General features: G+C 71.9%; 11 protein-coding genes. 7 read left to right on the top strand and 4 right to left on the bottom strand.

Annotated elements, in window-relative coordinates; all coding sequences use genetic code 11:
- Window positions 1–31: 31 nt before the first annotated feature.
- On the top strand, window positions 32–1,543 hold the full coding sequence (locus ACIBNA_RS28705; protein ID WP_399168081.1) for a cytochrome P450: 1,512 nt from the start codon (window positions 32–34) through the stop codon (window positions 1,541–1,543).
- Here the strand turns inward: ACIBNA_RS28705 and ACIBNA_RS28700 are convergent.
- Window positions 1,537–2,523, bottom strand: a complete 987-nt coding sequence (locus tag ACIBNA_RS28700; protein WP_399168080.1) for an RluA family pseudouridine synthase — start codon at window positions 2,521–2,523, stop codon at window positions 1,537–1,539. The genes ACIBNA_RS28705 and ACIBNA_RS28700 overlap by 7 nt on opposite strands.
- A gap of 80 nt (window positions 2,524–2,603) precedes the next feature.
- Between ACIBNA_RS28700 and ACIBNA_RS28695 the strand changes: the two genes are divergently transcribed.
- Window positions 2,604–3,185 (top strand): GNAT family N-acetyltransferase, encoded by a 582-nt coding sequence (locus ACIBNA_RS28695; RefSeq protein ID WP_399168079.1) that lies wholly within the window; start codon window positions 2,604–2,606, stop codon window positions 3,183–3,185.
- Window positions 3,186–3,223: 38 nt separating this feature from the next.
- On the opposite strand, the gene ACIBNA_RS28690 is transcribed toward ACIBNA_RS28695, so the two are convergent.
- Both ACIBNA_RS28690 and ACIBNA_RS28685 read right to left on the bottom strand, forming a co-directional pair.
- Window positions 3,224–4,066 (bottom strand): siderophore-interacting protein, encoded by an 843-nt coding sequence (locus ACIBNA_RS28690; RefSeq protein WP_399168078.1) that lies wholly within the window; start codon window positions 4,064–4,066, stop codon window positions 3,224–3,226.
- Window positions 4,067–4,192: 126 nt separating this feature from the next.
- Window positions 4,193–5,122 (bottom strand): 5'-3' exonuclease H3TH domain-containing protein, encoded by a 930-nt coding sequence (locus ACIBNA_RS28685; RefSeq protein WP_399168102.1) that lies wholly within the window; start codon window positions 5,120–5,122, stop codon window positions 4,193–4,195.
- 176 nt (window positions 5,123–5,298) lie between these two features.
- Here ACIBNA_RS28685 and ACIBNA_RS28680 point away from each other — a divergent pair, with 176 nt between their 5' ends.
- The 4 genes from ACIBNA_RS28680 to ACIBNA_RS28665 all read left to right on the top strand — a co-directional run bounded on the left by ACIBNA_RS28680 (window position 5,299) and on the right by ACIBNA_RS28665 (window position 10,620).
- Window positions 5,299–6,390 carry a glycine betaine/L-proline ABC transporter ATP-binding protein gene (locus ACIBNA_RS28680; protein ID WP_399168077.1) on the top strand — a complete coding sequence of 364 codons (1,092 nt, stop codon included), beginning with the start codon at window positions 5,299–5,301 and terminating at the stop codon, window positions 6,388–6,390.
- Complete coding sequence (locus ACIBNA_RS28675; RefSeq protein ID WP_399168076.1) at window positions 6,383–8,998, top strand: ABC transporter permease/substrate binding protein; 2,616 nt, start codon at window positions 6,383–6,385, stop codon at window positions 8,996–8,998. The genes ACIBNA_RS28680 and ACIBNA_RS28675 overlap by 8 nt, the downstream gene beginning before the upstream one ends.
- Before the next feature lie 336 nt (window positions 8,999–9,334).
- Complete coding sequence (locus ACIBNA_RS28670) at window positions 9,335–9,904, top strand: helix-turn-helix domain-containing protein (RefSeq protein ID WP_274815138.1); 570 nt, start codon at window positions 9,335–9,337, stop codon at window positions 9,902–9,904.
- On the top strand, window positions 9,901–10,620 hold the full coding sequence (locus ACIBNA_RS28665; protein ID WP_399168075.1) for a helical backbone metal receptor: 720 nt from the start codon (window positions 9,901–9,903) through the stop codon (window positions 10,618–10,620). Before ACIBNA_RS28670 ends, ACIBNA_RS28665 begins: the two co-directional genes overlap by 4 nt.
- Here ACIBNA_RS28665 and ACIBNA_RS28660 read toward each other — a convergent pair.
- Window positions 10,532–11,683 (bottom strand): TDT family transporter, encoded by a 1,152-nt coding sequence (locus ACIBNA_RS28660; protein WP_399168074.1) that lies wholly within the window; start codon window positions 11,681–11,683, stop codon window positions 10,532–10,534. The genes ACIBNA_RS28665 and ACIBNA_RS28660 overlap by 89 nt on opposite strands.
- 70 nt (window positions 11,684–11,753) lie before the next feature.
- On the opposite strand from ACIBNA_RS28660, the gene ACIBNA_RS28655 reads away from it, so the two are divergent.
- Complete coding sequence (locus ACIBNA_RS28655; protein ID WP_399168073.1) at window positions 11,754–12,683, top strand: LysR family transcriptional regulator; 930 nt, start codon at window positions 11,754–11,756, stop codon at window positions 12,681–12,683.
- Window positions 12,684–12,761 lie beyond the last annotated feature (78 nt).

Genomic DNA, 12,761 nt, shown 5'->3' with positions numbered 1-12,761 from the left:
CTGGATTCACCTCAGTTTCGGAGCGACCACTGTGACGCCTGAATCCCACGCCCCGACCGGTACGGACGCCCCCCGGACCGGCCCGCCCCCCGGCTGCCCCGCGCACGGCCTCGGGCCCGGGGGACTGCACCGGCTGCAGGAGTCGGAGGACCTGCCGGCGCTGTACGAGCAGCTGCGGAAGGAGCACGGCCCCGTGGCGCCCGTGCTGCTCCACGACGACGTACCGATGTGGATCGTGCTCGGCCATGCCGAGAACCTGCACATGGTGCGCTCGCCTTCGCAGTTCTGCCGGGACAGCCGCATCTGGACCCCGCTCAGGGACGGCCTGGTCAAGCCCGATCACCCGCTGATGCCGCACATCGCCTGGCAGCCCATCGCCTCGCACGCCGAGGGCGACGAGCACAAGCGGCTGCGCGGCGCGGTTCAGGGCGCCATCTCGACCATCGACTTCCGCAGCTTGCGCCGCTACATCAACCGCAGCACGCAGGCCATCGTCAACCGGTTCTGCGAGCACGGCGAGGCCGACCTCGTCGGACAGTTCTCCGAGCACCTGCCGATGGCGGTGATGTGCGAGATCCTCGGCATGCCCGAGGAGTACAACGACCGTCTCGTCGAGGCCGCCCGTGACGCCCTCAAGGGCACCGAGACGGCGATCGCCAGCCACTCCTACGTCATGGACGCCCTGAGCCGGCTCACCGTCAGGCGCCGCGCCCAGCCGGAGGAGGACCTCGCCAGCTACCTGATCACCCACCCGGCCCGGCTGACCGACGACGAGGTCAGGGAACACCTGCGCCTGGTGCTCTTCGCCGCCTACGAGGCCACCACCAACCTGCTGTCCAACGTGCTGCTCACGGTGCTGATCGACCCGCGCTTCCGGGCCCAGCTCAACGGCGGCCAGATGACGGTGCCGGAGGCGGTGGAGCAGTCGCTGTGGAACGAGCCGCCGTTCAGCACGGTCTTCGCCTACTTCGCCAAGCAGGAGACCGAGCTGGGCGGGCAGCGCATCCGCCGGGGTGACGGACTGCTCTTCGCCCCGCTGCCGGCCAACGTCGACCCGCGGGTGCGGCCGGACCTGAAGGCCAGCATGCAGGGCAACCGGTCCCACCTCGCGTTCGGCGGCGGCCCGCACGAGTGCCCCGGTCAGGACATCGGCCGCTCCATCGCCGACGTCGGCGTCGACGCGCTGCTGATGCGGCTGCCGGACGTCGAACTCGACTGTGACAAGGACGAGTTGCGCTGGACGGGGTCCATCGCCTCCCGGCACCTCGTGGCACTGCCGGTGCAGTTCGCGCCCAAGCCGCCGCAGGACGTGACGCAGACGCCGAGCCACAAGCCGGTCCCCCCACAGCGCTCGGACTGGCAGATCGGCATCGCGCAGCCGCAACCGCAGTCCCAGACCGCACCGGTCGCCGCACAGCCGCAGCCTGAGCTGGCTCCGGCGCAACCCCAGCCGGCTCCTGAGACCCCGCAGCCGGCGGCTGAGGAACCGGCCCGCCGCAAGGGCGTCTGGCAGCGCTTTGTGAGCTGGTGGCGCGGCTACTGACCGTCCGACGGGCCGTCGTACGTCCCGGCGGCCCACCGGTCCTGCGACGCCCAGGCCGCGAGCACCCGGCCGCTGCGGAACCGGTGCTCCACGCCCGTGACCGGGTCGGTGAACTCCAGGGCCCGGGCCAGCAGTTGGAGCGGGCGCCGGAAGTCACCGGCCGGCACGGGAGCGGTGACCTCGGGGTAGAGCGGGTCGCCGAGGATCGGCACGCCCAGCGCGGCCATGTGCACACGCAGCTGATGGGTCTGCCCGGTGCCGGGCACGAGCCGGTACCGGGCGAGTCCGCCGGCCCCGTCCGGGCGGTGCTCGACGAGCTCGACGCGGCTGACGGCGTTGGGCTCGCCCGCCACCTCCCGGGCGGTGAGCTCGCCGCGCTCCTTCACGATCCGGCTGCGCACGGTCCGGGGCAGGGCGAGGCCGGGATCGTACGGGGCGACGGCCTCGTACTCCTTGCGCACCCGCCGGTCGCGGAACAGCGTCTGGTAGGTCCCGCGCTCCTCGGGTCGCACGGTGAACAGCACGAGTCCGGCGGTGAGCCGGTCCAGCCGGTGCGCGGCGCTGAGCGTCGGGATCTCCAGCTCGCGGCGCAGCCGGGCCAGCGCGGTCTCGGCGACATGGCTGCCGCGCGGGGTGGTGGCGAGGAAGTGGGGTTTGTCGACGACGACGAGGTGCTCGTCCCGGTACACGACCTCCAGCGGGAACGGCACCGGCACCTCGTCGGGCAGCTCCCGGTGGAACCACACGAACATCCCGGGCACATACGGCGCGTCCGCCGGCACGGGCCGCCCGTCCGCCCCGACGACGAGCCCCGCGTCGAACATCCCGTCGACGACTCCGTCGCCGGCCCCCGAGAGCCGCTCCACCAGATGCTCACGCACCGTGGCCCACGCCCCCGCGGCGGGCAGCCGCACCCGCACCGGGTCGACCCCGTGGCGCTGTGGCAGGGGAGCGGGCGGGATGCGGGTCCTGCGTCTCATCGCGGCCCAGCGTACGAGGCGGGCGGGCACCGGCGGAAAACGAGTGGGGCGGGCCACCGCTCTCTTGCCAGGATGTGGGCATGCCCTTCCTCACCAGCCCGGTCCTGACGCCCGAGGTCTTCACAGGCCACCCGCAGCCCACCCTGGCCACCGGCGACGGACTCCTCCTGCGCCCGTGGCGGGCCGGGGACACCCCTGCGGTGTACGAGGTCTTCCAGGACCCCGTGATGCACCAGTGGCACGCCCGGACCGCCGACTCCGAGGAGGAGGTCGCCGGCTGGATCCGCGACTGGCATCAGGCCTGGGAGGAGGAACGGGAGGCGCAGTGGGCCGTCGTCGACGCGGACTCCGACCGGCTGCTGGGGCGGGTGGCGCTGCGCGAGATACGGCTCGACGACGGCGTGGCGGAGGTGGCGTACTGGACCGCCCCGGCGGCACGCGGCCGGGGCGTCGCCGCCCGGGCCACGACCGCACTCGCCCGCTGGGCGCTCGACGAGATCGGTTTCCACCGTCTCGAACTGCTGCACGCCGTGCGCAACGAGGCCTCCTGCCGTGTCGCCTCGCGGACCGGATTCGCCCTCGAAGGCACCAAGCGCAGTGCCATCCTGCACCCGGACGGCTGGCACGACATGCATCTGCACGCGCGCGTGCGGGGTGACTGACCGCGGCCTGCCCGGGGCGGAGCGATGTCTCGCGCCGCTCAGGCGGCGGGGGTGCGCTCCTGCTCCGCCTCGATGCGCGCGTTCCACTCCCGCTTCGATGCCTGCCAGCCGTCCTCGTTGTGGCCGCGGCGCCAGTAGCCGGAGATCGACAGGTCCTCGCGCCCGATGCCGCGCTCGACGCGGAGCAGCCGGCGCAGCTCCTTCACGAAGTGCGCCTCGCCGTGGACGAAGGCGTGCACCCGGCCCTCGGGGAACGCAAGGCCCCGCACGGCCTCGACGAGCGCCTCGCCGAGCGGCCGGTCACCGCGGTGCAGCCAGACGACCTCCACGTCCGAGTCGATCTTCTGCTCCTCCTCGGGGCCGGAGACCTCCACGAAGGCGTACGCCCTGGCCCCGCGCGGCAGTGCCTCCAGGGAGCGGGCGATCGCGGGCAGCGCGCTCTCGTCGCCGACGAGCAGATGCCAGTCGGCGTCCGGGTCGGGCGCGTACGCCCCGCCGGGGCCCGTGAACCGCACGGTCTCGCCCGGCTGGACGCGCGCCGCCCAGGGGCCCGCCAGGCCCTCGTCGCCGTGGATGACGAAGTCCAGGGTCAGCTCGCGGTGTTCCGCGTCCCAGTGGCGCACCGTGTACGTCCGGGTCACCGGCCACTGTTCGCGCGGCAGCTCCTCGCGGATGCGCTGCATGTCGAAGGGTTCCGGGTAGGTCACTCCCTCGGGCGGGAACAGCAGCTTCACATAGTGGTCGGTGCAGGTGCCCGCCGCGAAGTCGGCGAGGCCCTCGCCACCGAGCACCACGCGCTGCATGTGCGGGGTCAGCCGCTCGGTGCGGACGACCTGAGCGGAGTGTGGTTTGCGCGGCTGGCGTCCCGGTCGCTCTGCCATGAGGGCCTCCCTGATTCGTATAGTTAGGCTTACCTAAGTTAGCACCTCGCCCCCCACTTAACACCTCTCGAATGAGAGATTGATGAGGGCCACCGGCCTCAAGGAAGGCCACCGGCCCCGCACAGGTCACGCCGCGAGCGTCGCCAGCAGGCGCTCCAGTGACCCGCCCAGTCCCCAGCGGGCCGCCAGCACCTCCAGCTCCGCCGGGTCGCGCGGCGTCCGCGGCAGCGCCGTCGTGACGTCCGGCAGCGGTACGTCGCCCGCGACCCTGACCACCTTCGGCGCGACCGCCAGATACGGGCGCGCCTCGTCCAGCCGCCTGCGCTGCGTCGGCGTCAGCTTCGAGCCCCGGTCCTCGACCGCCGCCAGGATCCCGGTCAGGTCCCCGTACTCGGCCAGCAGCTTGGCGGCCGTCTTCTCGCCGATGCCCGGCACGCCGGGCAGGCCGTCGCTGGGGTCGCCGCGCAGCAGGGCCAGATCCGCGTACCCGCTGCCGTCGACCCCATACTTCTCACGCAGCACCGCCTCATCGGTGTGCTGCAACGTGCCCACGCCCTTCAGCGGGTACAGCACGCGCACCCCGCGAGCGTCGTCCACCAGCTGGTACAGGTCGCGGTCGCCCGTGACGATGTCGACCGGGCCCTTCGCCCGCGCCGTGAACGTGCCGATCACGTCGTCGGCCTCGTATCCCGCGACGCCCACGCGCGCGATGCCCACCGCGTCCAGCACCGCCTCGATGACCGGCACCTGCGGCGACAGGGTGTCGGGCACCTCCTCCTCGTCCGGGCCGGCCGCGTGCTCCTCGGCGACGCGGTGGGCCTTGTAGGAGGGGATCAGCTCCACCCGCCAGTGCGGCCGCCAGTCGGCGTCCATGCAGGCCACGAGGTGGTCGGGCCGGTGGTCCCGGACCAGGCGGTCGATGAAGTCGAGCAGCCCGCGCACGGCGTTCACCGGCGTGCCGTCCGGTGCCTTCACCGAGTCCGGGACGCCGAAGTAGGCGCGGAAGTACAGGGAGGCGGTGTCGAGGAGCATCAGTCGTCCGGTCACGTCACGCATCATGCCGTACGCCACCGACAGCCACTCGCCTCATGTGTGACGCGCCCCACTTGTGCGTTTGGGGTCCGGGATCGGGGGGAGGCGCCGCCCCGCAGCGAGGCTGGTTGCGCAATTGCGCAATTCAACTTTTGCGTCCTGTCCTCGCTCTGTTCTATTGCCGTGAAATTGAGGTGCACGTGTCAGCAAGGCTTCAGGCGGAGAGCCTGTACAAGGTGTTCGGCAGGAGACCGGACCAGGCGGTCCAGCGGCTCCGCGACGGGGCGGACCGGGAAAAGCTGCGCGCCGAGGGCGCGACCGCCGCCGTGATCGACGCGTCCTTCACCGTGGAACCCGGCCAGATCTTCGTCGTCATGGGCCTGTCCGGCTCCGGCAAGTCCACGCTGCTGCGCATGCTGAACGGCCTGCTCGAGCCGACCGCCGGACATGTGCGCTTCGACGGCCAGGACCTGACCGCGCTCGGCGACCGTGAGCTGCGCGAGGTCCGCTCCAAGAAGATCAGCATGGTGTTCCAGCACTTCGCGCTCTTCCCGCACCGCAGCGTGCGCGAGAACGCCGCCTACGGTCTGGAAGTGCAGGGCGTGCCCCGCGCCGAGCGCGTACGCCGCGCCGACGAGGCGCTCGCCCTGTGCGGCCTGGCCGGCTGGGAGAAGTCCTGGCCCGACGAGCTGTCCGGCGGCATGCAGCAGCGCGTCGGTCTCGCCCGCGCGCTCGCCACCGACGCCGAGCTGCTGCTGATGGACGAGTCCTTCAGCGCCCTGGACCCGCTGATCCGCCGCGACATGCAGGACCAGCTGCTGGAGCTCCAGCAGAAGCTGAAGAAGACGATCGTCTTCATCACCCACGACCTGAACGAGGCCATGCGCCTCGGTGACCGCATCGCCGTCATGCGCGACGGCCGCATCGTGCAGAACGGCACCGCGCAGGACATCCTGCTGCGTCCGGCCAACGACTACGTCGCCTCCTTCACCCAGGACGTCGACCGCTCCCGCGTGCTGACCGCGGGCGAGCTCATGGACGCCTCGGTCACCGGCGACGACCCCGGCTGCCACTGCGAGACCGCCACGACCGACACCCCGTTCACGGAACTGTGCGCGATCAGCGCCCGGCTCTCCCACCCCGTCTCGGTCGTGGACGGGGACAACAAGCTGATCGGCGTCGTCCCCCGGCAGCGCCTGGTCGGCTTCCTCGGCGACGAGCGGGACGCCACCCCGCAGCCCTGCGACTCCCCGCGGGACAAGGGCGGAGAGAAGGTGACCGCCCGTGCCTAGGATTCAGCTCGGCACCTGGGTCAACGACGGCGTCGACTGGCTGACCACCCACATGGGGTGGCTGTTCGACTTCTGCAAGGCCGTCTTCCTCGGCCTCTACGACGGCATCAACGCCGTCCTCCAGGCCCCCGAACCGCTGCTCCTCGCGGGCATCTTCGCCGTGATCGCCTTCTGGCTGCGCGGCACGCTCGCCGGTGTCCTCGCCTTCGTGGGATTCGCGTTCATCGACTCCCTCGACCTGTGGGAGAACGCGATGATCACCCTGGCGCTCGTCCTCGTGGCGACCGTCATCGCGCTGGTGATCTCCATACCCGTGGGCATCTGGGCGGCCCGCTCGGACCGCGTCAGCGGTCTGGTCCGGCCCGTCCTGGACTTCATGCAGACGCTCCCCGCGATGGTCTACCTCATCCCGGCGATCCTCTTCTTCGGCACCGGCGCCTCCGCCGGTATCGTCGCCACCCTGATCTTCGCGCTCGCCCCGGGCGTGCGCATGACCGAACTCGGCATCCGCCAGGTCGACAAGGAACTGGTCGAGGCCGCCGACGCGTTCGGCACCACACCCCGCAACATCCTGCTGCGCGTCCAGCTCCCCCTCGCCCTGCCCACGGTCATGGCCGGCGTCAACCAGGTCATCATGCTCGGCCTGTCCATGGCCGCCATCGCCGGCATGGTCGGCACCGGCGGCCTCGGCGGCGACGTCAACCAGGCCATCGGCCAGCTCAACGTCGGCCTGGGCGCCGAGGCCGGTGTCGGCATCGTGATCCTCGCGATCTACCTCGACCGCATGACCAGCGCGCTGGGCACCCAGGTCTCCCCGCTCGGCCGCCGCGCCGCCGCCAGGCTGCGCGCCGCCCAGGGGCTGAAGATCTGGTCGTACCGGCCCCGCCCGGCCGTCGCCGTGATCGGGGTCGTCGTGCTCGCCCTCGTCTCGGGCGGCATGGGGGTCCTCGGCGGCGGCACCAGCTCGACCGCCGCGGCCGGCAGCAAGGACGTCGGCCAGGGCAAGAAGATCAGCATCGGCTACATCCCCTGGGACGAGGGCGTCGCCTCCACCTTCCTCTGGAAGGAGGTCCTGGAGCAGCGCGGCTACCAGGTCGAGGCCAAGCAGCTCGACGCCGGACCGCTCTACACCTCCCTCGCCCAGGGCGACGTCGACTTCCAGACGGACGCCTGGCTGCCCACCACCCACGCCCAGTACTGGAAGAAGTACGGCAAGCAGCTCGAGGACCTGGGCGCCTGGTACGGCAAGACCTCCCTGGAGCTCTCCGTGCCCTCGTACATGAAGGGCATCGACTCCCTGGAGGACCTCAAGGGCAAGGCGTCCGAGTTCGGCGGCAAGATCACCGGCATCGAGTCCAGCGCCGGCGAGATGGCCCTGCTCAAGAGCAAGGTCCTCAAGGAGTACGGCCTGGACAAGGAGTACAAGGTCGTCGACAGCTCCACGCCCGCGATGCTGGCCGAGCTGAAGCGCGCGTACGCCAAGAAGGAACCGATCGTCGTCACGCTCTGGTCGCCGCACTGGGCGTACAACGACTACAAGCTGAAGAAGCTCAAGGACCCCAAGGGCGCCTGGGGCAAGGGCGACGGCGTGCACACGCTGGCCCGCAAGGGCTTCGCGAAGGACGACCCGACGGTCGCCGAGTGGCTGAAGAACTTCAAGATGAGCGAGACGGAGCTCACCAGCCTCGAAGCCGAGATCAACAAGGCCGGCGAAGGCAACCAGCAGGAGGCCGTCCGCGCCTGGCTGAAGCAGCACCCCGGCTACGTCGACAAGCTCGCCCCCCTCAAGGGCACCGGCGGCAGCACGCCCGCCGAGGCGAAGCGACCGCTGGACGTGGCGTGGTTCCCCTGGGACGAGGACATCGCCGTCACGTACCTGTGGAAGAACGTCCTCGAACGGCGCGGCTACACGATGAACCTGAAGCAGATGGACGTCGGCCCCGTCTACACCGGTCTGGCCTCGGGTGATCTCGACCTCAACTTCGACGCCTGGCTGCCCTACGCCCAGAAGAACTACTGGGACAAGAACAAGGACCGGCTCAAGGACCTCGGCACCTGGTACGAACCGACCTCCCTGGAGATCGCCGTGCCGTCCTACGTCAAGGGCGTCGACTCCCTGGAGGACCTCAAGGGCAAGGCCGGCACCTTCGACGGGAAGATCATCGGCATCGAGCCCGGCACCGGCGAGATGGACCTGCTGAAGAACAAGGTCCTGCCCGGCTACGGCCTCGACAAGGAGTACGAGGTCGTCGACGGCTCCACCCCGGCCATGCTGGCCGAGCTGAAGCGCGCCTACGCCAAGAAGGAGCCGATCGCCGTCACCCTCTGGTCGCCGCACTGGGCGTACAGCGACTACGAGCTGACCAAGCTGAAGGACCCCAAGAAGGCCTTCGGCGAGGGCAACACGATCCGCACCATCTCCAGCGAGAAGTTCCCCGAGCAGTACCCGCAGCTCACGAAGTGGATCAAGAACTTCAAGATGAGCGAGGCCGAGCTCGGCAGCCTGGAGAGCGAGATCAAGGACCGCGGCCAGGGCCATGAGGAAGAGGCCGTCGCCGCGTGGCTGAAGCAGCACCCCGACATGGTGGAGCGCATGACGCCGCAGTGAGGCCCGGGTACGGGGCGGGACGCGACACACCGCGTGCCGCCCCGTACCCGAACCCACGAGCTGGATCCGGACAACCACAGAGCGCTACTCCACCCCCCCGAAACCCTTCTCCCTCCCTGTTCCTCCCGTAGGAGGAATCCGCGCGCCGCCCCCGGGGACGGCGAATCCCCTGGCGCGAACTGTGAGGTCGCCCACCGCCTTGTATGACGTCGATGTGACGGGCGCATGCAACGGTTTGCCGAACATGCGTAGGGTGCAGACAACTCAACATAAGCAGTGCGCCGGGACTCCGGCGCACAGGGACCGGATCGACGGGCGAAGGAGGGAGCCGGAGCGATGGGCGACCACAAAGAACAGCCCCTTCGGGTGGGCGCGGCCGTGCGTCGGCGGCGCCGCGCGCTGGAGCTCACGCTCGCCGTCGTGGCCGAGCGCAGCGGCCTGTCGGTCCCGTTCCTCAGCCAGGTCGAGAACGACCGGGCGCGGCCCAGCACCAGCTCCCTGGAGAAGGTCGCCGACGCCTTGCGCACCACCGCGGTCGAGCTCCTCGCCGCGGCCGACCCGGCGTGCAGCGTGGACGTCGTCCGCGCCGACGACCCCGAACCGCTGCCCCAGCCCAGAGCCCGGTCCCTGGTGCGCGGCCACCACCAGATGCACGCCTCCGAGTTCACCGGCGACCACGACGCCGGCCGTGAGTTCCAGTACCGCAACGACCAGTTGATGTACGTCGCCGACGGCGCGGTGGAGATCGAGGCGGAGGGCCGCGCCTACCGGCTCGGCCGCGGCGACACGCTGTACCTCACCGGCGGTGTGCGGCACCGCTGGCGGGCGGCGGAGTCCGACACCCGGGTGATCGTCGTCGCCGTGGCGGAGCACATCGAGGCGGTCCGGGACCGGCCACGCCGGTGAGGGTCGTCTCGCTGGTCCCGTCGCTGACCGAGGCCGTGGCCCGGTCCGCGCCCGGCGCCCTGGTCGGCGCCACCGACTGGTGCACGCATCCGCCCGGCCTCGACGTCGTGCGTGTCGGCGGCACGAAGAACCCGAAGACCGACCGGATCGTCTCGCTCGCGCCGGACCTGGTGATCGCCAACGAGGAGGAGAACCGCGAACCCGACCTCGCGGCCCTGCGCGCGGCGGGCGTCGAGGCCCTGGTGACGGAGATCCGCGACGTGCCGCAGGCCTTCCGGGAACTGGCACGCGTCCTGGACGCCTGCGGGGTGGCGGGCCGCCCGCGCTGGCTCGACGAGGCGGAGGAGACCTGGTCGTCCCTGCCGCCGCCCCCGACCCGTCTGACGGCGGTCGTACCGATCTGGCGCCGCCCGTGGATGGTCCTGGGCCGCGACACCTTCGCGGGCGACGTCCTCGCCCGCCTCGGCGTCGACCACCTCCACGCCGCGCACCCCGACCGCTACCCGCGCATCCCGCTCGCGGAACTCCGCGCCTGCGCCCCGGACGTGGTGATCCTCCCGGACGAGCCGTACCGCTTCACCGCGGACGACGGCCCCGAGGCCTTCCCGGGCCTGCCCTGCGCGCTCGTCAGCGGACGGCACCTGACGTGGTACGGGCCGTCGCTGGCCGAGGCACCACGGGTACTGGGCCGGGCCCTGCGAGCAGCTCGCCCCTGAGCAGCCCGCGTACGGTGCCCGCGGCGGCGGTCGCCCACGCGGCGACCAGCACCGCGTACAGCACGACCGCCGGCCCCGCGTAGGCCACGAGCCCGGTGTGCCGGCCCAGCGCCTCGGCGCCCGTGACACAGGTGCCGACCGGGAAGGTGAACGCCCACCAGGTCATCGAGAACCGCATCCCGTGCCGCCGGGCGCGCAGCACATGGGCGGTGGCCAGGCAGAACCACAGCAGCGCGAACCCCATCACGGGCACGCCGTAGAGCACGGCGAGCACACCGAAGCCCTGGCTGTACGGCGCCGGCACGACCCCGGGGGCGACGTCCGCGAACGCGGCGGCGGCGGTCGTGGACTGCCCGAGCGGCCCGAGCACCAGGAACAGCGTCGGGGTGAGGGTGAGCGGCAGCGGCCCGCCGGTGATCAGCCGTGCGAAGACCAGCGGCAGCATGAGCAGGGTCGCGAGCAGGCTGAGCCCGAACAGCGCGACGCAGACGAGGAGCAGTGTCTCCCGGGCCTGACCGGGCGGCAGGTGGGGCACCAGCGGCGGACCGACGGCGGCCGACACCATGGGCGCGACCAGCGGCAGCAGCCAGACGGGCGTGGCCTGTCCCGGCTCGACCCGGTGGCGTACGGCCATCAGATACGGCACCGCGACGGCGGCCGCCAGCCCGAGGACCGTACCGGCGCCGAACAGCACGGCGTCGAGCGCCACGGCCGCCCGCACGCCGACCCAGTCCCGGCCGACGGTGAGGGCACCGCCGCCCACGGACAGCAGGGCCATGGAGAGGCAGCCGTAGAACGGGGCCGTCGCCGGGTCGAGGAGGTGGGCGCGGGCCTGCTCCCGGTGGTGGGCCCAGTGCACGGCCCGGGCGCCGAGCAGGGTGACGAGCAGGACCAGCGAGAGGGCCCAGACGGCGGCCTGCGCGCCGCGCAGCCCGGGGACGTGCGGCGACAGGGCGGCCCCGGCGGTGGCGACGACGGCGGTGCCCATGACCGTGGCGTACCAGTTGGGCCCGAGGTGACGGACGGAGACTGTGCGCTCAAGGGACTGGGCTGCGGTGACCATGACTCCACGGTCGGGTCGCGGGCACCCCACCACCAGGGAGTACGCCTCTATGGCGACATAAGCTGGGTTTATGAGCAGGACGGAAGAGCAGGGTGAGGTTCCGACCGGCGGGTCCCTGGCGCACCGGGTGCCGGATCTGGGCGCTTTGGAGTTGCTGCTGGCGGTGGCGCGGCTCGGCAGCCTCGGCGGGGCGGCGCGGGAACTCGGCATCACCCAGCCCGCGGCCAGCAGCCGGATCCGGTCGATGGAGCGGCAGCTCGGCGTGGCGCTGGTCGACCGCTCACCGCGCGGGTCCCGGCTCACGGACGCCGGTGCGCTGGTGACGGACTGGGCGCGGCGGATCGTCGAGGCGGCGGAGGCGTTCGACATCGGGGCGCAGGCGCTGCGCGATCGCCGTGACTCCCGGCTGCGGGTGGCGGCGAGCATGACGATCGCCGAGTATCTGCTGCCGGGGTGGCTGCTCGCGCTGCGCGCCCAGCGGCCCGACACGGCGGTGTCCCTGCATGCCGGGAACTCGACGGTGGTCGCGGAGCGGCTGCTGTCGGACGAGGCGGATGTGGGGTTCGTCGAGGGGCTGACGGTCCCGACGGGCCTGGACTCGGTGGTCATCGCCCACGACCGGCTGATAGTGGTCACGGCTCCTGCCCATCCCTGGGCCCGCCGTCGACGCCCCCTGGCGGCCGGGGAACTGGCGTCGACGCCTCTCATCCTCCGTGAGAAGGGCTCCGGTACCCGGCAGGTCCTGGACGCGGCGCTGGGCGGGCTGGCCCGGCCGCTGATCGAGCTGTCGTCCACCACGGCCGTCAAGGCGGCGGTGGTGAGCGGGGCGGGGCCTGCGGTACTGAGTGAACTGGCGGTGGGGGAGGAGCTGGCGATGCGGCGTCTGGTGCGGGTGCCGGTGGAGGGGGTCGCCCTGGCGCGTGACCTGAGGGCGGTGTGGCCGACGGGGCATCGCCCTACCGGGCCGGCCCGGGACCTGCTGTCGCTGACGCGGGGGTAGGTCCTCGCTGTGGCCAGGGGGCTCCGCCCTCTGACTCCGAGGCCCTCCCGTCTCCGAGGCCCTCCCGTCGGCCGACCC

This window comes from Streptomyces sp. NPDC050164, assembly GCF_044459945.1.
In the GTDB taxonomy this organism is placed as follows: Bacteria; Actinomycetota; Actinomycetes; order Streptomycetales; family Streptomycetaceae; genus Streptomyces; species Streptomyces coeruleorubidus_A.
This window is presented reverse-complemented; position numbering and strand designations above follow the sequence as displayed.